Genomic DNA, 23,662 nt, shown 5'->3' with positions numbered 1-23,662 from the left:
AGCCGACGACCGCCCCCGCCGCGTCTGTCCTTGCGGATCTCGAACTCCATCGCACCCCTTGAGCTGGGGTGTTGCGACGACCACTAGAACTCAAGTGCATGGGCCGGGGGCTTCATCGTGTCTCAGCTGCGTGCCATCGGCCGCTGGTTGCACCTGCCGCTTTGCGTTCCGTTTCAGCGAGGGACGATCGCTTTCCGTACGAGCTCACTGAGCGGGGAAGGTGAGCCGCAGGACGATCTCGCCGTCGTCGATCTCCCCCGTGGGTTCGAACCCGAACTTCTGGTAGAAGGGCCACGGTTCGCCGTCGCCGGGATCGTAGCTGGTCAGCAGTTCGGTGGCACCGTCGGCGCGAACCAGGGCGGCGATCTGTGTGAGCGCCTCTCGGCCGATCCCTCGCCTTTGGTGCCGCTTGTCGATGAGGAGGCGCCAGATGAAGTGCCGCCCTTTGTAAGGACCAGCCGGCGGCTTCCACGACAGCATCACGAAGCCGACTGGCTCGTCGCCGCTGTACACGGCGCGGTACCAGGGATTGGCCTCCGGTTTCTTTGCCGCCTCCTTGAGCGACTTGGACACGGAGGCGACGAACTGCTTCTGGTCACGTCGGACGCGGAGGGCACGAACGGCATCCCGGTTGTCGTCGGTGATCTCCCGCAGGTGCACGCCTGGGGACCTCATGCCACACCCCTTCCTGCATTCGGGAGCTGCCCCATCCGGGCCGACGTGAAGAGCCGCCGCCGTGCGGCAGTCCGTTGTGTGTACGCAATATCAAGGGCGTCAGGTCGGATGCCTTCGCAGCGTATTCGACGCAGAGGATCTCGAGCGGGACTGGCACGCCGGGCTGCGTCCGCGTCCGAGACAGATGCTGTGACCTGGGCATACGCTCCAAGATCCTGTCCACGAATAGTCCACAGACCCCGTCCTGGGGCCGCTCGGCACTGCACATGCCTGCACATACGCGAAGACCCCGGCCTCAGCGTTTCCGCTGGTGACGGGGTCTTTTGGCACCTCCTGAAGGGTGCGCCCGGCGGGGCGCTCGGAGCTTGGGGGCGGGCGGAGCCGCTGGTCGACGGAGGGCAGTTGGTGATCGAGACGGTTGTCCGGCTGAATCGGTAGGTCGGCGGCGGACCGTCCCTTGCTGGCGGCTCCTGTTTGGCGGGGGCGTGCGGTCGAGCCGCTCATCCGCGAGTCGCTGCTGCGGCTGTTGCCCGACGAGCGATTGCCGGAGACTGAAGCGGTCGGCGGCTGGTGGAACCGGCAACCCCGAGATCGACCTGGTCGGCACTGACCTTCCCCAAGCTCTCAACCCCGTTCGAGCAGGGGAGACCCCAACCCCCGTCGCGGGCGCGGTGCACTTCGTCGGGTCCATCAAGTGGCTGGAGTCCCAGCCGTTCGGCCGGCGTGAATACGACGTCCTGGCTCGGGACGTACTCGCGGTGCCCGGTGCCGGGCCGGACACGCCGCTGGTCGCGGTGTCCCGCAGCGGTGTCGTCGGCAGTCTGCCGCTTGCGGCCCACTGGGGGCCTGAAGATCTGGTCCGCGCCTGGCAGTAGCGGAGAGACGGTGAGGCATGGGGTACGTGGTCGCTCGTGCGCACGACACTGACCTGCACATGCGGGGCGATCACGGGTGGTGTGGGGTCGCTCTGGGCTCTGCTACGCGGTGGTCTCGCTGCGGAAGCCTGCAGACAGGGGAGTGGCGTTGTCACCGGAGGCCGTGGTGGTCGAGGCGGTGGATGAGGCCGGGGCGGCGCTGGTAGTCCTCGCGCAGGTTGGTGAGGCGCTCTCGGAAGTCCGTGCTCCGTCCGGTGTGTACGTACGCCTCGCGTAGTTCCGCGAGGAGGGTGACGGCCTGGTCGTAGGCGTTGGTCTTCTTGGTGGCGATGTGTGCCTCGACCTGCTGCCAGATGTGTTCGGCCTCGCCTGCGAGGGCGGTCAGGTGCTGGTTGCGGGCTGTGGCTCGTTCGTGTTCGGCGCGCTGTCGGCGTTCGGTGCGCCGTGTGTGGGCGGCGTCCAGGAGGTGGGCTGCTGATCGGCGCCCGGTGACCGTGGTGGGGGCTGTGGTGCCGCGCAGGCGGTGCAGGAGTTCGGTGCGCAACCCGGTTTCCGGGCCGAGGGCGAGCCGCAGGAGCAGAGCGTCTTTTTCCTTCTGCGGGAGGGCGGCGATCAGCGGGGCGATGTCCTTCTTCGTGGGTTTGGCCGGCTCCTTGGGCGTGGTGGGACTGGCCTGGGCCGCTACTGTCAGCAGGTCGTCATTTACGCGCAGGAAGTCCGCGAGCGCGCGCTGCGGGGCGGTCAGTTCGCCGAGCCCGGCCGGGACAGGCGGCTCGGGGCAGGTCTGGTACTCCTCTTCTTCGTCGTCTTCGAGTTCCCAGGCGGTGAGCGCGGAGAGCCAGGCGAGGTAGAGGGGGCGCAGGTCACCGGTGGAGAGTTCGTCGCGTACGCCGACGAGGGCGGCCAGGGAGTCCTCGGCGCCCTCGACCCAGTCGCCGCCCTCGTCCTCGCTGGTGAGGTCGAGCAGGAGGTGGGTGCGGGTGGTCCAGGCGTCGACATGGTGGTCGAGGCAGTACGGCTTCACCGTGGGCAAGGCCAGGGCTGCCTTGGGCAGACGCAGCATCAGCCGGTGGGTGCCCCAGTTGGTGACGTACAGGTGGGCGTCGAAGTAGCGCTCGACCATGCGGCGTGGACTGCCGCTCAGGTCACCCCAGTTATAGGCGTTGGTGAAGCTGGTGGCCGTGATCCGGGCACGTGTGGAGATGGCCCGCAGCTGCTCCTGCTCCTCGCGGCTCAGCGGTCGATCGAGGGCCTGGAACTCGTAGTACTGGTACTCGCTCACGCGGCGGACCCTACCGCCGCCGCGGGTGGGTGCGGACGCGAAGCCGAGCGGACGCCGTGGGGTGAGGGAGGCGAGCGGTTGTGGGGAGGAGTGTGCTGTGGCGGCGGTGTGGACCGAGCGGGCGATGGAGCACGATGCGAGAGCGGAACTCGCGGCGGCGCTGCAACTGGCCGTCACGGGCAGGCTGCGGGGCAGCGACAAGACGAAGAGCCCCTCCGCGGTGAGAGCAGCGAAGGAGAAGAACTGCCGCAGACCATCACGGCTTTGCTGGCCGACGACGCCTGGCGCCACCGTTCGGCGCAGCCACGCGCCCAGTGCGCCGCACGAGTCCGTACGGTGCGGCTGTCCACCCCGCGGGACCAGACGGTGCTCGACTTCAGCGGCGTTGAAGAAGCGGGTCACCCGGTTCGCACTCGCCAACGCGGTCCTTGCCGACCGGCCCGCGCAGCCCCTCCCCGCGACGGTCCCGGTCCACATGCTGGTCAGGGCGGACCGCGTGGGTATTTGCGGTGCTATGGTGCCCTCCATGCTGCACACCACCACCCTCGCCATGATGCGAATGATGCCCCGAATGTCGGAGGCGCTTCGCTAGCGAAGCCGTGTGCGCGCAGGACGCGACGGACCCTCCGGCAACGGAGGGTCCGTTTTTTGTTGTCCCCGCTGCCTCCCGCGCTCCTCACCCACCCCCAGTCGTCCCCGTGGCTGCCGCGTGCGGCCGACTCCATTCACAGGAGACCTCGCCATGACCCACCCCCCGGTCATCTCGCTCACCGATTGCGCCGACCCCAACGCGGTGGCCCGACAGTCGGCCAGGATCGCCGCCCTCTTCGGGGCCACGCCGAGTGTCCTTCCGCTGACCGGGCCGGACCCGGAGGGCGTCGCCGCGCTCACGCTGCTCGACCTGCTGCGCGCCACCGAACTCGTCGGCGCGCCGACGCACCCGGTCGTGGTGCTGGTCAATATCGCGCCGCGGGACGGCTCCTGGCCCAACGGGGCGCCGTTCTGCTACTTCCGCCACAAGCAGCATCTGGTGATCAGTACGTTGAATCCCCGAGTCCTCGCGCCGCTGTCGACCTATCTGGAGCTGACGGAAGTTCAGGTCACCGACGTACGCGAGGTGGTGGAGACCGCCGCCGCTCAGTGGGCCGAGCTGTCGCCGGCCGAGGCCGAGGAGATCGGGCGGACCCAGTTCCGCAGCCTCTGGTACGTGCCGCTGCTGGCCCGCTGGTTGGTGGACGGTCGCCCGGTCCCCGCACGGCCGCACGTCGTGGGTGGGCCAGACCAGCGGGCGGTGGGCGCCGAGACGGCCGGCGCGGTGCGGGTCGCCGTGGTGGACAACTTCGGCAACTGCAAGCTGGACCGCCCCGTCGCCGCCATCCCCGGCCACCGGGCGGCGGCTGGTCTGCCCGTCCACAGCGCCCGCGACGGCCGCCGGATCCAGGTGCGCTGTTACGACCGGCTGCCCGATGTGCCGTACGGCGAGCCGGGCATCACCACCGGAAGTTCGGGCCTGGGATTCGCCGAACTGGTCGTGCGGGGCGGTTCCGCAGCCGAACTGTTCGGTCTGCGCGAAGGCGACCGGGTCCTCCATCCCACCGGCTGACGCGTTGTCGCTGCATCTCGAACGACGGCCGCCTCGATTGACACCGCACCGCACCGCCCGGAATGCTGAAGCGCGTGTCCGGAATCCTCCGCCTGGTGCGCCGTCGGCACGTTGACCTCGTGCGTTACGCCGCCGATCAGTGTCGCTGAGCGCACGCACTGCCCCCCGCTTTTCTTTCGCACCGTCCGTTCCGGACAGCATTTCCAAAGGAACCCCCATGTCCCTCTCCCGCACGTCCCTCGCCGCCTCGCTCGGCGCCGTCGTGGTGCTGACGGCCGCCGCCTGCGCGCCCCAGCCCCAGAGCACGGCCAAGGCCACAGCGACGGCCTCCGGCAACTGCGCGACCAGCCCGAGCCTCTACAAGCAGGGGCAGTTGACCGTCGCCACCGACTCCCCGGCCTACACGCCGTGGTTCGACAACAACGACCCGTCCAACGGCAAGGGCTTCGAAAGTGCCGTGGCCTACGCGGTGGCCGGCAAGCTCGGCTTCAGCCGGAGCCAGGTGAAGTGGGTGGTCGAACCGTTCGACAGCTCCTACGCCCCGGGACCGAAGAACTTCGACTTCGACATCAACCAGATCTCCAGCACCCCGGCACGGGCGAAGGCGGTGGACTTCTCGACCAGCTACTACACGGCCAATCAGGCCGTCCTGGTACTGAACAAGTCCAAGTACGCGGGCGCCACTTCACTGGCCGCGCTCAAGGACGCCAAGATCGGCGTGCAGGTTGCCACCACCAGCTACCAGGCGGTGCTCGACGAGATAAAGCCCGGCCGGCAGCCGAGCGTCTTCAACACCACCAACGACGAGATCAACGCCCTGCAGAACGGCCAGATCGACGCGCTCGTCACCGACCTGCCGACGGTGTTCTACCTGGCGGGCACACAGGTGCACGGTGGCAAGATCCTGGGCCAGTTCGGCTACCACGGCGGCACGCCGGAGCAGTTCGGCCTGCTGCTGGGCAAGGGCAGCGGGCTGACCCCCTGCGTCAACCAGGCGCTCGCCGCGCTCAAGGCCGACGGCACGCTGGACAAGATCACCTCCCAGTGGCTGTCGGCCTCGGCCCACGCCCCCGAGCTCAAGCCGTAGCGGGTCGCACAGTGAAGCACGAGACCACGGCCGAGCTGGATCAGCAGGCCAACCCGCAGGACGAGCAGTACCGGCCGAGCGAGCGGCAGCGCGAGCGGGAGCGGTTCCGCCGCGCCCGCCAGCGGCGCAACAGATGGATCGCGACCCTGTGCACCCTGGTCAGCCTCGTGGCGGTGGCGGCGGCCGTGGTCGCCTCGCCCGGCTGGGACCGGCTGCACAGCCGGTTCCTGGACGGCGCGGAGTTCCGCGAGACGTTCCCCGCGATCCTGGACGGATTCTGGCTCAACGTCCAGATGTTCCTGATCGCCGAGGTGCTGATCCTCGTCCTGGGCCTGCTGATCGCCCTGGTGCGGGTCACCCGGGCGCCCGGCCTGCAGCCGTTGCGCCTGGCCGCGACCCTGTACGTGGACGTCTTCCGCGGAGTGCCGACCCTGCTGCTGGTCTTCCTGGTCGGCTTCGGCCTGCCGGCGCTCCAGCTGCAGGGCACCCCCTCCCAGCCCTGGCTGCTCGGGGTGATCGCGCTGGTGCTTTCCTACACCGCCTACGTCGGTGAGGTGCTACGGGCCGGCCTGAACTCGGTTCACCCCGCGCAGCGCAACGCCGCGCGGGCACTCGGGCTCAGCGAGTCGCAGACCCTCCGGCGGGTGATCCTCCCGCAGGCGGTGCGCAACGTCCTGCCGCCCCTGCTCAACGACTTCATCGCACTGCAGAAGGACACCGCGCTGGTGGCCGTCCTCGGGCCGTTGGAGGCGCTGAGGGTCGCGCAGATCAAGGCGAACTACGACTTCAACTACACCCCCTACCTGGGGGCGGCAGCCCTGTTCATCGCGGTGACCATCCCCTTGACGAGGTACGCCGACCGACTGCAGCGCCGCGCTGCGCGGCGCACCTGGGCGGAGGCTGGACAGTGAACGAGCCACTGCTGCGGATCAGCGCCCTGCGGAAGGCGTACGGTTCACGCCTGGTCCTGCGCTCGATCGACCTGGATGTCGCCGAGCACCAGGTGGTCTGTCTGATCGGCGGATCGGGCTCAGGTAAATCCACCCTGCTGCGCTGCATCGACCTGTTGGACGTCGTCGACGACGGCACCATCCATCTGGGCGGGACCGAGCTGACCGATCCCCGCCTGGACGCGAAGATGGCCCGCCGACGGATCGGCATCGTCTTCCAGGCGTACAACCTGTTCCCGCACCTGAGCGTGCTGGACAACATCACGCTCGCCCCGCGCCAGGTGCACAAGGTGCCGCGCAGGCAGGCCGAGGAGTCGGCCCGCGAACTGCTCGCCAGGTTGGGCCTCGCGGACAAGGCGCACGACTACCCGGACCGGCTCTCCGGCGGCCAGCAGCAGCGGGCCGCGATCGCCCGGGCCCTGGCCACCGACCCGCAGGTGTTGCTCTTCGACGAGATCACCTCGGCGCTCGACCCCGAACTGGTGGGCGAGGTGCTGGACGTGGTCACGGACCTGAAGGAGCGCGGCCTGACCATTCTGATGGCCACGCACGAGATGGGCTTCGCCCGGCAGGCCGCTGACCAGGTCTGCTTCCTTCAGGACGGCGTGATCCGCGAACAGGGCACCGCGGAGCAGGTGTTCACCGACCCCCGCCACGAGTCGACCCGGCGCTTCCTGTCCCGCGTGCTGGAACGCTGATGTCCTGAACTCCTTGATCCCTCGGCAGTCTCAGGCGAGGGATTCGAGGATCTGGCCGGCGGTCTTCGTCCAGACGTAGAGCCTCGGGTTGTCGTTCCAGTCGGCAACCCGAAGCCCGGATGTCGCGCAGCATCGGACCCCGCCATCTCTGAGAGCTGACCAGGGAAGATGCTCCACGATCCCGTCCACGAACAGTCCACAGACGGCGTCACAGTGCCGCTCACGGCTGCACGCCCCTGCACATACGCGAAGCCCCCGGCCTCAGCGTTTCCGCTGGTGACGGGGTCCTTCGGCACATCATGAAGGGTGCCCCGGTGAGGCACCCGAGCCTGCGGGGATGGACCACCTTGACCAGGGTGGCCGCAGACGTGATCACTCTCAGGTCGTCGGCGCGGGCCAGGGCGAGCCAGCCGGTGACCGCAGGGCCGACCGCAGGTTGGCACCCCCGGCGGGGCGCTCGGAGCATGTACACAGGGAGGACCGCTGGTCGGCGGCGGACAGTTGGTGATCGAGACGGTTGTCCGGCTGAACCGGTAGGTCGGCGGCGATTGGCCGCAGATTCCGATCAGTGGAAACCGTCGGCTGCCCTGGACCTGAATGCCCACAGGACGGACGACGTAGGAGCCCCAGACCGAAGGGGTCTGGGGGGCTCCGCTTGGTTCGTCGGGCCTGTTGGGGCTGCGATGACTCCAGCAGGTAGAGGTCCGCGCGCACGGACCGGCGGGGGTCACGCGCTTCGGCGCGGTTCTCCGTGCGTGGCGTCAAGCACGAGAGCCAGCAATCGGCGGGCCTGTTCGGCGTCCTCATCGCGGGCCGTGGACAGCGCGATCCCGATCACGAGTTGGACCAGGTCGTCGGCGGTCAGGTCGGCACGGGCGGTTCCCTGCCGTTGCGCCCGGGTGAGCAGACCAGCCGCCGCGTCCAGGATCAGCCGATGGCAGTCGAGGTCCTGCACACCGGGCTCGTCGACCATCAGGGCGCTACCCATTCCCTGATTGGCGCGGGCGTGGGCCAGGAACGCTCCCAGCCATTGCGACAGGGCCTCGTCGGCGGAGTCCGCAGTACGTAGCCGTTCCGCCCGCTCGCACAGCACCTGAATCCGGTCTCTCAGCACTGCGGTCAGCAGGGCCTGGCGGTTCGGGAAGTGCCGGTACAGGGTCCCGGGGCCGACGCCGGCTCGGCGGGCGATCTCGTTGAGGGACGCCCCAGGGCCGGCCTCGGCGAACACTTCCTGTGCGGCGGCCACCAGGCGTTCCCGGTTCAGGCGCGCGTCCGTGCGCCTCGGCGATCGAGTGGCATCGCCCTGTCGCGTCGTCATCGTCCTGCCCTTCGGCCGTCTCCAGGGGTGGCCAAGCGGAGAAGTTCTCCGTATTGTAGCGGGCGTTAACCGGAGAACCTCTCCGTTAGGTGGGGTGGAGGAGTATCCATGACGGACGGCGCATCGACAGAGCTCGGCCGGGTCGGGATCTGGACCTTTGCTTACGAGGGACAGCCCGCCGGACGGGTGCGGGAATCGGCCGCGGAGATCGAGGAACTGGGTTACGGGGCGCTCTGGTACGGGGAGGCTTTCGGCCGCGACACGGTTGGCCAGGCGTGGCTGCTGCTCTCGGCGACCCGTCGCATAGCCGTCGCATCCGGCATCGCCAACATCGCCTTCCGGGAGCCGCTGGCCACCGCCGCCGCGGCGCGCACCCTTGGCGAGGCGTTCCCCGGACGCTACGTACTCGGCCTGGGTGGGCACCGCGTCGACGACACCGTTCACGATGTGGACGGTTACCCTGTCCCGGCCCGTGGCAGGGCGGTGGCTACGATGCGCTCCTACCTGGAAGCCATGGACGCGTCACCCGCTCACGGCCCGAAACCGGACCCAGCTCCGCGCCGCCTCCTGGCTGCCCTGGGCCCGAAGATGCTCAAGCTGGCCGCCGAGCACACCTGGGGCGCGCACACGTACTTCGTGCCCGTCGAGCACACCGCACGGGCACGCCAGATCATGGGGCCGGACGCGTTTCTCGCGGTCGAGCAGGCCGTCGTCCTCGACCATGACCTCGATCGGGCCCGGGAAGTGGCCACAGCGCATGTCGCCTCGTACCTATTGGCGCCGCACCAGGAGGCGAGCGTACGTCGGCTCGGCTTCGGGGACGAGGACATCTTCGGCGGCCCGAGTCGTCGGCTGGTGGACGCGATCGTCGCTTACGGGGACACGGAAGCGATCAGCCGGCGCGTGCAGCAACACCTCCGAGCGGGAGCTGACCATGTTTGCCTGCAAGTACTGACCGCCGACCCGACCGGGCTGCCGCAACGAGAATGGCGCGAGCTCGCCCCCGCCCTCGGGTGGTCGCCGCAAGGTGAACAGCTGCGTTCCGGTTGACGATTCGCGGCCCGAAAACTCGCACTTGCCCGCAAGTCAGCCACCGCAACTGGAACCCAAACCGTGGGGCGGGGCGCTCGGAGCTTGGGGGCGGGCGGAGCCGCTGGTCGGCGGTGGACAGTTGGTGATCGAGACGGTTGTCCGGCTGAACCGGTAGGTCGGCGGCGATCGGCCGCAGGTTCCGACCAGTGGAAACCGTCGGCCTTCCCGAGTGGCTTCGATCGCGGCGGGGGAGCGTCAGTCCCGAAGGGAACCGACCCGCGTTTGAAGCCACGACCTTTTACCAGCCTTGCCGAAAGCCATCCGCTTGCCGCTGCCCACGCGGACCGCAGACTGCTTGACGCCACCCAGGACGATCTCGGCTGCGGCTGGGCCTGGGCGCAGGTTCACAGGGCGTGCCTGTGTGGGCCGAGCACGATGCGCTGGCTCAGCCGGCAAGAGGAATCACTTCCGGCCGCTGCCGTCCACGATGACCGGGGTGCCGTTGCCGGAGCCGCAGGGCACGGCGTAGACCGGGTTCTCCTTGGCCGCTTCCCTGTATGCGTCGATGCACTGGTTCATCAGAACCTTGTCGGTCAGAGAGTCGTTGAGGATCTTGTTGGCGCGGGCGGTGCCCTCGGCCTCGATCTTGCGGCGCTTGGCCTCCTCTTCCGCCGTGCGGGTTGCCTCGGTGGCCCGCTCGGTGGCCTCCTTTTGCTGGATCTTGCGGTCGATCTGCTTCTGGAGGGCGTCCGAAGGCTTGACGTTGCGCAGGTTCACGGCGGTGATGTCGATACCGCGGGGCGAGAGTCGCTCCTTGATCAACGTGTCGATCTCCGTGTTGATCTTTTCTCGGGCCGAGGCGTATCCCTGCTCGCTGGTGTGGCGGGCGAAGACGTTCCGGACGATCTCCCGGCTGTCCGGGAAGACCAGTCGCTGCTGAATGGCGTCCTCGCTCCCGGCCAGCCGATACAGCTCCCTCGCCTTGTCCGGTATGACCGCCCACTTCACGGTCACCTCCACGTACATCACACCCCCCTGGGAAGACCGCACCTCGACGACGTCCTTGTCGGAGAGGTTGAGGTCGACCGGACGGGTCGAGAACCGCGTGACATCGGTGAACGGCGCCTTCAGATGCATCCCGGACGTCATCGGCGCACCCACCGCAGTACATCTATACCTATCCGGCGCGGAAATCAGTGCGTTCCGCAACGGGCAAGGTGAAGGAACTGACCGGACGGCAGAACGTCGGATTGCCGCTGGAGTCCTTACTGCACCGGCTGAACTCGGTGTTGCGGGGATGGTGCGCGTACTTCCGTCCCGGAGTATCAAAGGATCCGGCGTAAACATCCTGGGATCACTTGGAAGCAGCTCCGTCGACGCTATTACGGCGGTGGCTGGTGGCCTGCCACGGAGGAAGCGGAACTGTTCAACCCGGCAAAGGTAAGCACAACGAGATACCGATACCGGGGAACAGCCATCCCGCCCCCGTGGCCCACTACAGCATGAGGAACTGAACAGCTCGAAACGGGATTTGTGGAGAGCCCGGTGCCCGGAGACGGGCACGCCGGGTTCGGGAGGAGGCTCGGGGAAACCCACCGGCGGAAACACCGGCAGGGCGCCCCGAGTCGACCTCACCCACGGCTCTGGCGTGCTTGAGTCGGTTGATCGCCCGTTCAATGGTGTTGCGTTATCTCGGGAGAGCCGGTGCCCGCCCACCGAACGGGTCGCGCTCAGTCCGTTCCCAGCTTCTCGCTCAGCTGGCTGCGAGAGGTGATCCCGAGCTTCGGGAAGATCCGGTACAGGTGCGTGCCGATCGTCCGGGGCGACAGGTGCAGCTGCCGGCCTATCTCCTTGTTGGAGAGCCCCTGCGCCGCCAGCTGGGCGATCTGGACCTCCTGGGGCGTGAGCAGGTCCCGGTCGGGGCGGCCTTGGCTCCTGCTGCCCTCGCCGGCCGAGCGGAGCTCCTGGGCCGCCCGCTCACGCCACGGCTCCACGCCCATGGCCGCGAAGGACTCCCGGGCGATCCGCAGCGGAGTGCGGGCCTCCATCACCCGCCGGCGCCGCCGGAGCCAGGTGCCGTAGGCGAGCATCAGCCGGGCGCGGACGAAGGGCGTACGGGACATGTCCAGGTTGAACGCCGACCGGAAGTGCTCTTCGGCGTGCTCGTCGTCGGCGAGCAGCGCCCGGGCGAACCCCAGGTTCACCCGGATCATCTGGACCTCGCTCGCCCCGGCGGACGTGGCGAGCTGTCGCAGGGCGTTCCGCGCCATGGCCCGCTGGTCGTCGCCGGTGGCGGCTTCGGCCAACTCCGTGATGGCCATGGTCTGCATGAACGGGTGGTAGGCGGGATCGGCCGGGTCGAAGACCCGCCAGACGCAGGAGAACGCCTCGGCGAGATGGCCCGCGGCAAGGCCGATGAGGCCACGCGTGATCTGGATGTACGCGAGCTTGGAGGGGTCGACCACGGTCAGCCCCTGGCCCTCCGCCTCGCCGATCGTGACCAGCGCGGTGTCCAGGTCTCCACGCAGTGCGGCGAACTGTGCCTTCGCCACCCGCGCGCCGGTCATCCAGCGCGGTTGCACGTTCTCCTCGGCCAGCCGTGCCGCCTCGGCCGCCGCCGGGAGTCCGGTCTCCCAGTCGACGGTGTGCACGGTGGCGAGGGCGAGGAACACCAGACTCTGGGCCAGCAGGGCCCGACGCCCCTGACGACGCAGTCCGTCTGCCGCGTGGCGGACGAATCCGGTGACATGGTCGTACGCGTTCAGCATGATGGCCGCATTGGCCAGGGTGGCGGCAGTCACGACGTCGTACCCGCCCTCACGTTCGAGGCGCCGCAGCCGGTCGATCACCGTCGCCGACGCCTCCACCGGGGCGGCCCCCGCCAGCGTGCACACCAGGTCCGGGTGGAGCTCCGGGACCGGTAGCCGCTCGGCGGCCGTCACGACGCGCTCCCGCAGTTCCCGCTCCGGGTCCGCCCACCAGCACCGCCGCGCGGCCGCGCGCAGCAGCCGCAATGCGAGTTCGGGATCGCCGGCCTCGGCGGCCTGCTCGGCCGTGGCGATCAGCAGGTGGATCCGGGAGGTGCTCGTGTCGGACTCCGATTCCAGCCAGTCGCGCAGCAGGACTATTCGGGCCCGCTCCAACGGGTCGGGGCCCAGCGATTCGGCCTGCTGCACCAGGGCTGACGCGCGATCCGCCTGGCCGAGTTCGAAGCGCAGTTCCGCCGCACCGAGGAGACGGGCCACGCCCTCCGAGGGAAGCTCGCTCAGCGCGGTGGCGCGTTCCAGCGCCGTCAGGGCCACCGCTGTGGCACCGCGCTCCTTCGCGCTGAGAGCTGCCTGGTCCAGTTGCCGTGCCACCGCTTCGTCGGGACGACCATCGGCCGCGGCCCGGTGCCAGGCCTGCCGGTCGGGCTGTCCCTGGAGGGTGCGGGCAAGCGCGCCGTGGGCGGCGAGACGGTCCGCGAGCGAGGCCGAGCACAGGATGGCGGAGGGTACCAGCGGGTGGGTGAAGTCGATCCGGAACCCGTCGACGCGCATCAGACCCGCGGCGATGGCGGGCTCCAGGGAACGTGCGGACACCTCGGCGCCGGTCAGGGCCGAAGCCGCAGCGAGCACCTCGGTCAGCGCACCGTCGTCGGCGATGGCCGCGACCAGCAGCGCGAGGTGCGTGTCGGACGGAAGGTCGGCTGGCCGCGAGGAGAACGCCCGCTCCAGGCGGGCGGTGAGGGGAAGTCCGGGAGACAGCGCGGACTCCCGAGGCGCCCCGTCCGCCCCCAGGGTCATGGGGAGCTCGGTCAGCGCGAGGGGATTGCCGGCCGACATCTGCGCCACCAGGCGGCGCGTCCCCGGGGCGAGACCGGGGCTGCGGGCGGTCAGCAGGGCGTCGGCCGCGTTCGGCTCCAAGGGCTTGAGGTGCAGCTCGCGGAGGTCGGGGGCGCCCCGCCACACCGTACGGTCCTCGCGGACGGCGACGAGCAGGCCGACGGGTTCGGCGCCGACGCGGCGTGCGACGAACGCGAGGACGTCCAGGGTCGGCGTGTCCAGCCACTGGGCGTCGTCCACGACCAGCAGAACGGGGGCTTCGGCGGCCGCCTCGCCGAGCAGGCCGAGGACGGCCAGGAAGAGCATGAAGACCTGGGGCCCGGGGGCACCGGGGGACGGCTCCGTCATGCCGAAGACCCCCAGCAGCGCCTGTGCCTGGGGGGTGGGCAAGCGCGGGATGCGGTCCGTCACGGTGTGGGTCAGCTGGTGCAGCCCCGCGAACGGCAGATCGCTCTCCGCCTGGACCCCCGAGGCCCTGAGGACGGTGAATCCGCAGGCGCGGGCCCGGGCTGCGGCGTGGTCCAGGAGGGCGGACTTGCCGACCCCGGGGGCCCCGTGAATCAGCAGCGCGTCACCACGCCGGGGCAGGGCGTCGACCAGTGCGTCGACGGCCGCCAGCTCCTCGCCCCGGCCGAACAGTGTGGTGCCTGACATCCGATGTTCCTCTGCGCCTGCGCCAGTGCTCTGACCTGGACCGTTGCAGTGTAGATGCACGCATTGCACAGTCGGAATGCGCTGAGAGTCATGTGTCCGGCGACACGTCACCCACAGTCGCTTCACAGTCATTCAGCCGCCGACGTAAGCCATCCCGTGTTCCATGCTGGATGCCATGCCGACCGGAGGGAGAGGACCCATGACATCCGTGACCGACCGGCTGGGTTCCCGGAGGACGGGAACACCGGCCATCGCTGGAGCCGCGCCGTCTCCATCGCCGCCATGCCCGTGACGGTCGCCTCCTACGAGCCTCCTTCGGACCCGGGCCGGATGACGACCCAGCAGTTGGGGCACCTGCTCTTCATCACGACGGATGCGGGCCCACGCCGCTACACCCCCGACGTGCGGCCCACTTCGCGCGTCGGAACGGCTGAAATGGCGTGGCGGTCCTGACCATCGGTTATATGCCGGTGGCGACAGGCACGCGAGCACTTGTGCGTCGGCTCCGCGCGGCGGATACCGACGTCGCTTCCGGCGTCCTGGTGTTCCGGGGGTGCACGGGGATCTCACCATCCGTGCACGCCTGCACGGGGAGTGTCCTCGCGTCGGTTCGGCGCCGTCCGGCAGGACAACCTGCCCTTTTCTCCGCACCCTCGCCGCCGACGGGTGGGGGCCGACGCGCCGACACCGGTCGGCGAAGTGCTGGCCGGCGGCGCAGACGGAGCCGATTCACACGGGTGCCACCGCCCGTCGTCAAACGGGGTCAGGTGCCGCGGAGATCGCGACGACGACTTCTAACCTGCCTAACCGATCGAGGAGTTGACCGACACCAGTTGGCAGGCGAGGGCCGCACCGAAGGGAGAGGAGTCCTCACGGCCAGGCCCTCGCCCTCACCCAGCGCGGCCGTACGCCGGCCCAGAGACGGGGTGATGTCCAGGCCAGCTCCTGAGGCACTTCCCACCGGGCGGACCGCCACACGCACAAGGCCACCCGCCCCGCCTTCAGGACCTCGCGGCGGCCCGTGGAACCTCCGCCCCCAACCATCATCGGCCGCCGCCCGCGCGCACCGCTCAGGCGGACTGGCCGAATTCAGTCCTTCCAGGAGTTTGGTGTGCTGCTGATCGACCTCAAGACCGTCCCGCCCCGTGAGCGCGTGGACGCCTTCCACCACGTGCTCACGGATACACGGACGCCCAACGACGTCGTCCACGAGGAGCCGGAAACCGGCATCCACGCGCGCATGGAGGCGTGGCGCGTCGGCGGACTGGACCTCTTCGCCACCCGGAACTCGGGCTTCGAGGTACGCCGAACGACCCACCACGTACACCACCACCGGGACAACCCCATCGTCTCGGTCTCCCTCCAGACCCGGGGCATCCACCGGGCCGAGGTCGCCGGCCGGCAACTCCTCCTGGGCCTCGACGACATCTGCGTCTTCCACGAACTGACACCCCGCACATACGGCTGGTCCGGCGACGGCGCCTCCCAGGTCGTCATGTTCGACATGAACCGCCTCGACGTGCCGGTCGACACCGTCGAACGAGCCTCCCTGCAACTGCGCGCCAGCCCGCTCCACAACCTGGTCCTGGAACACCTTCGGGGCATCCACCGCGACCCCGGCCGCCTGGAGGGCGATCCCGGTGCCCAGGACCTCGGATCCGCCACAACGGAACTCGTCCGCGCGCTGCTCCTGTCCGCCGCCCACGCCGAACAGAGCGTCGAGGTCAAGGCCACGATGGACGAGACCCTCCTCACGCGGATCATGGCCTACGTACGGTCCCACCTCGCCGATCGCGAACTGACACCGGAGCGGATCGCGGCAGAGCACGCCATTTCGGTGCGCCGCCTCTACACCCTGCTCAGCGGGGCGGGAATCAGCCTGGAGCAGTGGCTGATCGACGAGCGGCTGGGCGAGGCGCGGCGCATGCTCGCCTCCCGGCGCTACGACCGCCTGACCATCGCCGCGGTCTCCTCCCGCTGCGGATTCAGCAGCCCCAGCCACTTCAGCCGCCGCTTCCAAGCGGCCCACGGGATGTCCCCGTCCGAGTGGCGCCGCTTTGGCGGCGCCGTCACCGCGGACGCGCCCCTCGGACGTGCCTGACGACCCAGCCGGGTCCTGATTCCGGGAGCGTTCCGCCGGTTCAAGGACATGCTGGCCACCTCACCGGCGCAGCTGCAGCGGTAATGGTTGTTCTGCGCGGAACGGCAGTACTGCCGCGCCCGGGCCCGGCTCGCCGATCAGGGCTACTGGTCGGCGCTGCCGGGCGACTATTGACCCGGGTGCCTTCAGGGTCCCCAGTGCCGGTAGGCCTTGATCCACTCAGCCCCCTTGGGCGCTGGATCCGGCAACGGAAGGTCGAGAATGCCGATCGCCTGTCGGTGCCGACCGCGCGTACACACCGCCACGATCTGACTGCCGGGCAGCAGGTCCACCTTCTTCACGGTGACATCGACCCCGAGAACGATTGTCTTGAACGGGACGGCCAGATGCTCTGAGAGCCTCGTGTAGAGGCCCGTGAGCTGCTCTTTGTCGTCGTAGGCATCCACGGTGGCCTGCTCGACCAGCTCATCGAGTTCCGCATTGCTCAGCTGTCCGTCCACGGGGAACACGGTACCGGCGGAGCCCGTCGCTTCCCTTCCTCGGCCAACCGCCGACCGCTCCGCGCTGCGTCACGGCGTTGTCCCTCCCGCGTCGAGGACGAGCGTGCTGCCTGGTAGCGGATACCGACTCCCGAGCAAAAACCGCAGGTTAGCGCCGAGAGGGCACCCGACTCCACGGGGCTGATCAGGCGCAGGCTCCCGTTCACGATGCCTACTGGCGTCGGGTCCCATGATCCTTGACAGGGAATCAGCCATGTTCTGGGTGCCCCATAGGGCTCGAACCTGTGGCTGACCGCTCACAATTCGAGCCATGGATGGGGGCTGTGACCTGCGATTTTCCGCAGCCTGGACGGGATTCCGCCGACTCGGCTCTTCCACGCTTCCCAGGGGGCACACAACCACGGACGCCGCTGACGGACAAAACATGGCACTGACCTGCGGCAACGCCCAGGCAGGGCCGACCGCAGGTTGGCACCCTCGGTGGGGCGCTCGGAGCATGTACACAGGGAGGACCGTTGGTCGGCGGCGGGCAGCTGGTGATCGAGACGGTTGTCCGGCTGAATCGGTAGGTCGGCGGCGATTGACCGCAGGTTCGGCTCCCGGCGGTAGCCGCAAGCAAGGGCTGGTCGCGCTGGACCGGCTGTGAACGGGTGCGCCCCGAACTGCGCACATACCCACGTGCCAAGCTGACCGCCGCCCGGCTCGTGGAAGCTCCTGCTGGGCCCGTGCGGCGAGCCGGTCGGCTGCTGCACTTCGCGTCCACGGTGCGCTCGGCGAGGCGCCGGACGATCATGTGGCAGCAGTTCGCCGCGATGCACGCCCACCTGCCCACGCTGGCCGCCCAAATCGACACTGCCCGCGCCGAAGCCGCCCAGCAGGCCCGGCATGAGGCTGTCCTGTTGCGGGCCAAGGCAGGCGACCTGCGTACGGCCGCCGACCAGCTCCAGGCCGAGCAGCAGCTGCGGCAGCAGATCAGCGCGCAGGCCCCGCAGCGGCACACGCCGACGAGGCGGCCCGGGATACCGCGCTGCAACAGCAAAGACGGCAGAGCGCCCATCGCGCCCGGCAGGCTCGTCAGCAGGCGCAGCGTCAGGTTCCGCAGCAGCACCAAGCGGCGACATCCGCACCAGCTGACTGAGGGGCGAATGAGCCTGCAGGGCAGCCCCCACGCGACGCCCGGTCAGGTGCTGGGCAGCTGCGCCGGCGCCGCGGCGGAGGGCAACGCGAGGGAGTACAGGCGCTTGCGGATGCGGCGGGCGACGACGGAGTCGGCTCCGTGGATGTCGGTGATGATCGTCAGCAGGTCGGTGCCCAGTCGCTGCCGGTCGCTGTGCGGCGGCATGGCCCGCCACAGGCTGTAGGTCCGGCGGGTGGCCGCCTCGACGTCCGGATGCCCGGGCCCCTGGATCGTGACCCGGAGCTGCGCAGCGTGCAGGTACCAGGCCAGACCGGTCGCGTGATCGCCAGTCAGAGCCGCGAGGTAGCCGCGGACCTCCCGGACCTGGACGGTGTGCAGGTGCACCTCGCCGTACTCGGCGGTGACGTCCTGGTCGAGCTGGGTGGCGAGCGTGGTTGCGTCCTCCAAGCGGCCGCCCTGGGCGACCTCCGCGACCTTGACGAGGCGGGCGCGCAGCGCTTCGGGTGGCAGACCGTGCGGCGCGCCCGCCATACCAGGGGCGGGCGTGGCCCAGAACTCCGGAGTCACGGTGCCCCAGGGGCGGTAGAGCGGCTCGGACATGGATGAACTCCCCGGTCGTGGTTCGAGTTTCACCAGTTCACCACGCGGCGGACTTCGGTGATGCGGGTCATGTAGCTGGTGGAGTTGCGCCAGCTGCTGTAGGTGACTATCCGGGTCTTCACTCCGGTGCGCGGCGCCTCTATGAGCATCCCGTTGCCGATGTACATGCCCACATGTCCGGGCCGCGCGTCGGAGCCGTCCGAGCCCGGATTGAACACGAGGTCGCCCGGCTTGGGGTGGTCGATGTCGACCTGGGTACCAATGTTCACCTGGTCATAGGTGACGCGGGGGATGGTCACCCCGGCGGCCTTGTAGGCCTGCTGCATCAGAGAAGAGCAGTCGCACCAGTGGGCGGGGTTCTTGCCCAGGGCGTCGGTGCAGTCACCGCCCAGGTGGTACCAGCCGCCCTTTTGCTTCAGCGCCCAGGCGACCGCGACGCGGACCTTCTTGGGGGTGCCGACGGGCAGCTCGTACCCCGCGGGCAGGGAGCCGTCCTCACTTGACGCGGGCGCAGCGAAGTCGGCGCTCATGGCCATGATGTTTTGCACGTAGTCGTACGTCTGCCCACCGGCGAACGACCTCGGAGGCACGCCCTTGAACTGGTCGACGCGTCCCCAGCCCGCGTTGTAGCCGGCCAGAGCGAGTTCTATCGGGGCGCCGTTGTAGTCGGGGTGTGCCTTGGCTTTCTTCAGTAGCGAACACATGAATTTGCCCTGGGCCGGTATGGCGTCTTCCGGATCCCACACGTCCTTCTTGTCGTCCCCGTTGCCGTCCACCCCCCACGTCTCCCATGTGCCGGGCATGAACTGCGCTATGCCCTGCGCTCCCGCGCTGCTTCCTGCACGTGGGTTGAACCCGCTCTCCTGCTTAAGCTGGGCGGCCAGTACTGCGGGGGACAGGCCCTGGTCGCAGTCGGCGGCCGCCTGCAGGATGAGCTGCGCGTATTCCGAAGGCACTCCGTCTTTGCCGATGCGCAAACCCCCGACAGGATTGCCGACGGCGCTCTGATCTTTGCCGAACGTGGTGATCAGCAGGACCACACCCAGGCCGAGCGCGACGGGCGTCATGACGAATCCGATGCCCAGGGCGAGCAGCAGGCGTTTGGCCGCCTTGCCCTTCATGCGGTCCCCCTCCTGACCTGCATCTCAGATTTGCTCCCTCAAATCTGAAAATCGGACTCCGGTATGGGAACCGGTGTCCGAACACACGCGTGATGATGTGTGACAGTACGCCATCACTGCATGCCAACGAGACGCGTGAACCCTCTTGCTGTACAGGTGAGTTGCGTGTGTAGGGTTCCGGTCCGGGGACCTGCGCGGGTCATTCGGCCTGCACGATTGCGTTACGCAAAGACCAGGGGGATGTACGGGGGGAATGGTGGGTAAACAACCCGTTTCGGCTCCATTACTGTCCGCAGGGGAGCGGCTACTGGTGCCCGTGATGGCTGCGACCGGCGGCAGCGGCCGAACCACGATCGCGAGCCTGCTTGCCGCGGGACTTGCCGCCGCAGGCACCACCGTGGTGTTGGACCTCGCCCCGCGCCTGTCTTCGCCCTGGCCTGCCCGCCTCGCCGAGCAGAGCGTCGGCGGCCTGGCCGCGCTACCGCCCGACCAGCCTCTGGCCCGGAGTGCCGTTCAGCAGGCCTGCGCCGTCAATATCGTGGCGAACGATGTCCGGTGGCACGTTCTCTCGGATGGGCGGGAATGGCACACGCAGCCGCTCGGGCTGCCGGAATCCCCGGCCGCCTGGTATCAACTGGCCGCGATCGGCGGCTGGCAGGCCGTCATCGCCGACACCGTGCATCCGCTCGCCCACGACATCCTGGCCGCCCGCTGCGCCGGAGAACTCGGACAGACCCGCGGCTGGTACGAACTCCCTTATGCGATCCCGGTGTTGTGCGCGACGGCCACCGCCGACGGCATCCAGGCCCTCCAGCAGGCCGTGATGGCCCTGCACGCCGAAGGGCTGCCCCTCAACCGCACCGTCGTCGTCCTGGTCGCCACCAGCGACGGCCGCCCTCCGGCCGCCGTGCGTGCCGGGGCCACCATGCTCACGGCCCGCACCGCAGCGGTAGTGCACCTGCCATACGACCCGAACATTCGTGCACACGGCCTCGGCACCGCCCGCCTGCGTCCGCGAACCCGGCAGGCCGCCGCCCAACTCACGGGGGCTGTCCTCGCCGCGGCCCACACCACCTGGGGCCAGCCGCTCCCGGATGCGCCGCAGCCCGCCCCGCTCTCTCCTGCAGTACCCGCAGTTCCAGCCCCTTGACGAGGAATCGGACATGAGCCAGCTCCTGAGCACCCTGCACACCGTCGCCGCTGACCCGCACTGGCACATCCTCGCCGGCCCGGTCCCCGGTGTCACTCCTCAGATGCCTAGCGACGTCAACACGCCCGTCCAGAAGATCCTGAACTGGACCGCCGGGCTCGGCCTGGCCGGCGCCGTCCTCGGTGGCCTGCTCGGCTGGGCCGCGGTCGCCGTCGGCCACAACAGCGAGCGAGCCGCCCTGGCCGCGCGCGGCAAGCAGGCCATCCTCTGGAGCCTCTTCGGCGCCGGCGGTATCGGTGTCACCGCCGCGCTCGTGACCACCTTCTACAACATGACCAAGTGAGGCAGCGGTGAGTGAGAGCAAGACCCGCAAGGCCCGGCTCACGCTCGCCGCGATCGGCGTACTGGTGTCGGGTGGGCTCATCGGCGGCGGTATCACCGCGGCAACGATGCTCGGAGGCGGTTCAACGTCCAACAGAACGGCACCGTCAGCAACGGCCTCGGCCAAGCCTTCGCCGTCCATAAGTGGCATGGAGCAGACGGATTGGACGCCTGAGACGGCTCGTAAGGTCATCCTCGCCAAGCCCACCGGGCAGAAGGACGGCCTGTCCATCGGCTTTACCAAGAAGAACTACGGCGCGGAATCGACCGCGGTCTACTTCTGGGAGGAGTACGCCTTCCTCGACGACCAGAAAGCTCGCCAGCAACTGGACGCCATCGTCTCCCCGGACGCCGAAGGGTACGTCGATCAGAAGATCTCCGACTTGCGCAAGTTGCGCGAACAGGTGGGGCTGCCGCCTTCGGGTGGCACTCCGGCTGGCCTCACCTTCACTACCTCGGTCAACGCTGTCCGGGTCACCTCCATGGACAGCACCGGCCACGTCCTCCAGGTCTGGATGAACTATGACCGCTACGCCACCAAAGCGGACGGTGCCCCGGATGATGACCCGCTCAGGGGCGAGGAAACGGATCTGATCGTGAAGTGGCAGGGCGGCGCTTGGAAGATCACCAACGAGCCGAAGTACTGGAAGAAGCGTTCGTATCCGGTTCCTTACTCCCCTGATGACCACGATTCATGGGTTGACGGCTGGCGACAGGTGAGGCATGCGGACTGACCATCGGGCCCGCATAGCGCGCCTCTTGTCCCTGCTGACGGTCATGCTGCTCTGCTTCGGCACCAGCTTGGGCAGCGCCCCGGCTGCCTTGGCCAAAGACGACCCGAAGTACCACGTGGGCTACGGACCGGACAGTGGTAAGGGCTGCCCGGCCGAGTTGATCAAGGGCGGCGACGTATGCGGCGTCGACACCGAGGGCCACTACTGCAACTACGATCAGATCCAGGACGTCGACATCTGCCGTCATCTCGAGCCGGGCGAACAGCCCGGCTCGGTGGGGTTGTGCGAGGACGCCAACGGTGAAAAGTCGTCTGAGTGCAGCGACGCGACATGGCATGCACTCCAGAAGAAGAAAGTCGACAAGTGGCGCAAGGGCGGTCTCGAAGCCGTTAAGAACGGCGACATGTCGCAGGCCGACTACGACAAGTGGTACGGCTACATCGACAAGTGCCTCGATGACCACAAGGGCTGGTCTGCCGACACTTGCAGAGAGGCCGCGTACAAGAAGTACGGGCCGATGGGCAACGGGCTGTCGCTTACCAAGTGGGTCGGCAAGAAGGTCAGCGAGCTGGCGCGGGGCGCGCTGGAGGAGGCCGCCCAGTACATCGGTAACGCCGTGGTGTGGCTGCTGGAGAAGTTCGCCGACATCTTCACCGACGCCTCCACCATCGACTTGAGCAAGACAGGGATATCCAAGCCCACGGGCATCGCCATGGCGGTGTCCGTACTCCTCGCGGTGTTCCTGTTGCTGCTTCAGTTCGGGAAGGTGGCGGTCAGTCACCGAGGGGAGGCTGCGGCCACCGCGATCTCCGGACTGGCGAAGTGGGTGGTCATCCTCTGCGCGTACTGGGCCGTCACCACCACCGCACTGGAGTTCGCTGACCGTCTCTCCGACTGGATCGTCAACTACAGCTTCCACGACCAGGACGCCCCAAGTGGCCCCGGGCCTGCCTCTGATGCGCTGAAGAAGAAGTTCGGCGAGATGTTCGCGGGCCTGATCGGCACCGGCGGTACTGCGGCGGCCGGTGGCGCTCTGATCACCGGCGCGGGCATGGGCGCGTCGGCGGTCGCCGTGGTCATCGTCATCGGCATCGTGTGCATCCTGGCCATCGGAGCGCTGTGGATCGAGGTGCTGCTGCGGCAGGCCGGAATCATGATCTTGATGTCCACCATGCCGATCGTGCTCGCGGGGCAGATGTCCGAGGCCACCAAGGACTGGTGGCCCAAGGCCCGGGACGCGCTGCTCGCGCTGATCCTGATGAAGCCGCTGATCACGTTTTGCTTCGCGATCGGCTTCTTCGCCATTGAGCAGGGCCAGGGTGTACAGAACATGATCGTTGGCCTGCTGATCTTCCTGATGGCATGCTTCTGCTGGCCCGTGCTCGCGAAGTTCATGACGTTCTCCACCCTGGGCGCCGGCGCCGCCATGGCAGGCGGCCTGTTCAGCTCGCTCGGTTCCTCGGCCGCCTCGATGGGCGGCGGCTACCGGCCCGAACTCGGGGGTGCCGGCGCGGTCGGCGGCGGCCCCGCCTACACCCGTGCCCTCGAACGGGACAACGCCCAGACCCAGGCCAGCGGCTCCAACGCCCAAAGTGGTGGCGGAGGATTCTGGACCAACGAGTCGCTCAAGGCCCGTATGAAGGGCCCCGGCGGTCGTCTCGGTACCCGTGTGGCCGGGCCGCTCGGACTGGGCCTGCAAGCCCTGGCTGTGGGCAAGGACACTCTCGAGTCCGGCATGGGCAACACCGCCGCGCATGCCGGCCTCGATTCCGCCTCCCCCGGTGGACGCCACGTCATCATCCCGCCGCGCGGCCCGGACACCGCGAGCCTGCCTCCCACCGCTCCGGAGCGTGTCCCGCAGCCCCGTGCGGAATCCGCACCGCTGGTCACCGGCCCCGCCAACACCGATTTCCCGGCGCCCCCGAAGGAGGACTAGCCC

Annotated in this window: 20 protein-coding genes and 1 pseudogene; 13 read left to right on the top strand and 8 right to left on the bottom strand. The window is 68.8% G+C overall.

Translation table 11 applies throughout. The features are described 5' to 3' along the window. Nucleotides 1-204: 204 nt before the first annotated feature. A complete protein-coding gene (locus ACWDEX_RS33890; RefSeq protein ID WP_450468307.1) occupies nucleotides 205-675 on the bottom strand; it encodes a GNAT family N-acetyltransferase in 471 nt (156 codons plus the stop codon). A gap of 472 nt (nucleotides 676-1,147) precedes the next feature. Here ACWDEX_RS33890 and ACWDEX_RS33885 point away from each other — a divergent pair. Next, nucleotides 1,148-1,550, top strand: a pseudogene (locus tag ACWDEX_RS33885) (ATP-binding protein); the annotation flags it as partial. A 151-nt stretch (nucleotides 1,551-1,701) separates the two neighbouring features. On the opposite strand, the gene ACWDEX_RS33880 reads toward ACWDEX_RS33885, so the two are convergent. Then, nucleotides 1,702-3,252 (bottom strand): hypothetical protein, encoded by a 1,551-nt coding sequence (locus tag ACWDEX_RS33880; RefSeq protein WP_450468306.1) that lies wholly within the window; start codon nucleotides 3,250-3,252, stop codon nucleotides 1,702-1,704. 322 nt (nucleotides 3,253-3,574) lie between these two features. Between ACWDEX_RS33880 and ACWDEX_RS33875 the strand changes: the two genes are divergently transcribed. The 4 genes from ACWDEX_RS33875 to ACWDEX_RS33860 all read left to right on the top strand — a co-directional run bounded on the left by ACWDEX_RS33875 (nucleotide 3,575) and on the right by ACWDEX_RS33860 (nucleotide 7,170). After that, complete coding sequence (locus ACWDEX_RS33875; RefSeq protein WP_450468305.1) at nucleotides 3,575-4,435, top strand: SAM hydroxide adenosyltransferase; 861 nt, start codon at nucleotides 3,575-3,577, stop codon at nucleotides 4,433-4,435. Nucleotides 4,436-4,652: 217 nt separating this feature from the next. Next, a complete protein-coding gene (locus tag ACWDEX_RS33870) occupies nucleotides 4,653-5,522 on the top strand; it encodes an ABC transporter substrate-binding protein (RefSeq protein ID WP_450468304.1) in 870 nt (289 codons plus the stop codon). An 11-nt stretch (nucleotides 5,523-5,533) separates the two neighbouring features. Next, nucleotides 5,534-6,433, top strand: a complete 900-nt coding sequence (locus tag ACWDEX_RS33865; protein WP_450468303.1) for an amino acid ABC transporter permease — start codon at nucleotides 5,534-5,536, stop codon at nucleotides 6,431-6,433. After that, nucleotides 6,430-7,170: an amino acid ABC transporter ATP-binding protein gene (locus ACWDEX_RS33860; protein ID WP_450468302.1), complete on the top strand. Its 741-nt coding sequence runs from the start codon at nucleotides 6,430-6,432 to the stop codon at nucleotides 7,168-7,170. Before ACWDEX_RS33865 ends, ACWDEX_RS33860 begins: the two co-directional genes overlap by 4 nt. Nucleotides 7,171-7,897: 727 nt before the next feature. Here ACWDEX_RS33860 and ACWDEX_RS33855 read toward each other — a convergent pair. Next, nucleotides 7,898-8,488 carry a TetR/AcrR family transcriptional regulator gene (locus tag ACWDEX_RS33855; protein ID WP_450468301.1) on the bottom strand — a complete coding sequence of 197 codons (591 nt, stop codon included), beginning with the start codon at nucleotides 8,486-8,488 and terminating at the stop codon, nucleotides 7,898-7,900. A 108-nt stretch (nucleotides 8,489-8,596) separates the two neighbouring features. Between ACWDEX_RS33855 and ACWDEX_RS33850 the strand changes: the two genes are divergently transcribed. Next, nucleotides 8,597-9,538 carry a TIGR03620 family F420-dependent LLM class oxidoreductase gene (locus ACWDEX_RS33850; protein WP_450468300.1) on the top strand — a complete coding sequence of 314 codons (942 nt, stop codon included), beginning with the start codon at nucleotides 8,597-8,599 and terminating at the stop codon, nucleotides 9,536-9,538. Nucleotides 9,539-9,982: 444 nt separating this feature from the next. On the opposite strand, the gene ACWDEX_RS33845 is transcribed toward ACWDEX_RS33850, so the two are convergent. Then, nucleotides 9,983-10,669 carry a prohibitin family protein gene (locus ACWDEX_RS33845; protein ID WP_450468299.1) on the bottom strand — a complete coding sequence of 229 codons (687 nt, stop codon included), beginning with the start codon at nucleotides 10,667-10,669 and terminating at the stop codon, nucleotides 9,983-9,985. A 47-nt stretch (nucleotides 10,670-10,716) separates the two neighbouring features. Here ACWDEX_RS33845 and ACWDEX_RS33840 point away from each other — a divergent pair, with 47 nt between their 5' ends. Continuing rightward, nucleotides 10,717-10,863 (top strand): group II intron maturase-specific domain-containing protein, encoded by a 147-nt coding sequence (locus tag ACWDEX_RS33840; protein ID WP_450468298.1) that lies wholly within the window; start codon nucleotides 10,717-10,719, stop codon nucleotides 10,861-10,863. 387 nt (nucleotides 10,864-11,250) lie between these two features. Here the strand turns inward: ACWDEX_RS33840 and ACWDEX_RS33835 are convergent, their stop codons facing one another. Further along, the gene (locus ACWDEX_RS33835; protein WP_450468297.1) at nucleotides 11,251-13,998 is read right to left on the bottom strand and encodes a helix-turn-helix transcriptional regulator; all 2,748 of its coding nucleotides are present in this window, start codon (nucleotides 13,996-13,998) and stop codon (nucleotides 11,251-11,253) included. Nucleotides 13,999-14,280: 282 nt separating this feature from the next. Here ACWDEX_RS33835 and ACWDEX_RS33830 point away from each other — a divergent pair, with 282 nt between their 5' ends. After that, nucleotides 14,281-14,451 carry a hypothetical protein gene (locus ACWDEX_RS33830; protein ID WP_450468296.1) on the top strand — a complete coding sequence of 57 codons (171 nt, stop codon included), beginning with the start codon at nucleotides 14,281-14,283 and terminating at the stop codon, nucleotides 14,449-14,451. Between the two features lie 658 nt (nucleotides 14,452-15,109). Beyond that, on the top strand, nucleotides 15,110-16,099 hold the full coding sequence (locus ACWDEX_RS33825; RefSeq protein ID WP_450468295.1) for an AraC family transcriptional regulator: 990 nt from the start codon (nucleotides 15,110-15,112) through the stop codon (nucleotides 16,097-16,099). A gap of 185 nt (nucleotides 16,100-16,284) precedes the next feature. Here the strand turns inward: ACWDEX_RS33825 and ACWDEX_RS33820 are convergent, their stop codons facing one another. The 3 genes from ACWDEX_RS33820 to ACWDEX_RS33810 all read right to left on the bottom strand — a co-directional run bounded on the left by ACWDEX_RS33820 (nucleotide 16,285) and on the right by ACWDEX_RS33810 (nucleotide 19,458). After that, a complete protein-coding gene (locus tag ACWDEX_RS33820) occupies nucleotides 16,285-16,599 on the bottom strand; it encodes a hypothetical protein (RefSeq protein WP_450468294.1) in 315 nt (104 codons plus the stop codon). Nucleotides 16,600-17,779: 1,180 nt separating this feature from the next. Next, complete coding sequence (locus ACWDEX_RS33815) at nucleotides 17,780-18,337, bottom strand: hypothetical protein (RefSeq protein ID WP_450468293.1); 558 nt, start codon at nucleotides 18,335-18,337, stop codon at nucleotides 17,780-17,782. A 29-nt stretch (nucleotides 18,338-18,366) separates the two neighbouring features. Then, nucleotides 18,367-19,458 carry a C40 family peptidase gene (locus ACWDEX_RS33810; RefSeq protein ID WP_450468292.1) on the bottom strand — a complete coding sequence of 364 codons (1,092 nt, stop codon included), beginning with the start codon at nucleotides 19,456-19,458 and terminating at the stop codon, nucleotides 18,367-18,369. A gap of 319 nt (nucleotides 19,459-19,777) precedes the next feature. On the opposite strand from ACWDEX_RS33810, the gene ACWDEX_RS33805 reads away from it, so the two are divergent. From ACWDEX_RS33805 to ACWDEX_RS33790, 4 genes are read left to right on the top strand one after another with little or no spacing between them, the layout of a single operon-like run. Further along, nucleotides 19,778-20,608, top strand: coding sequence for a hypothetical protein (locus tag ACWDEX_RS33805; RefSeq protein ID WP_450468291.1), 831 nt, complete (start codon nucleotides 19,778-19,780; stop codon nucleotides 20,606-20,608). A gap of 13 nt (nucleotides 20,609-20,621) precedes the next feature. Beyond that, nucleotides 20,622-20,951 (top strand): hypothetical protein, encoded by a 330-nt coding sequence (locus ACWDEX_RS33800; RefSeq protein WP_450468290.1) that lies wholly within the window; start codon nucleotides 20,622-20,624, stop codon nucleotides 20,949-20,951. Nucleotides 20,952-20,958: 7 nt separating this feature from the next. Continuing rightward, the gene (locus tag ACWDEX_RS33795) at nucleotides 20,959-21,723 is read left to right on the top strand and encodes a hypothetical protein (RefSeq protein WP_450468289.1); all 765 of its coding nucleotides are present in this window, start codon (nucleotides 20,959-20,961) and stop codon (nucleotides 21,721-21,723) included. Then, nucleotides 21,713-23,659 carry a hypothetical protein gene (locus ACWDEX_RS33790; protein ID WP_450468288.1) on the top strand — a complete coding sequence of 649 codons (1,947 nt, stop codon included), beginning with the start codon at nucleotides 21,713-21,715 and terminating at the stop codon, nucleotides 23,657-23,659. Before ACWDEX_RS33795 ends, ACWDEX_RS33790 begins: the two co-directional genes overlap by 11 nt. Nucleotides 23,660-23,662 lie beyond the last annotated feature (3 nt).

Source organism: Streptomyces sp. NPDC001020 (assembly GCF_053599115.1).
The sequence above is the reverse complement of the archived record's forward strand: the minus strand, read 5'-3'. Positions and strand labels throughout refer to the sequence as shown.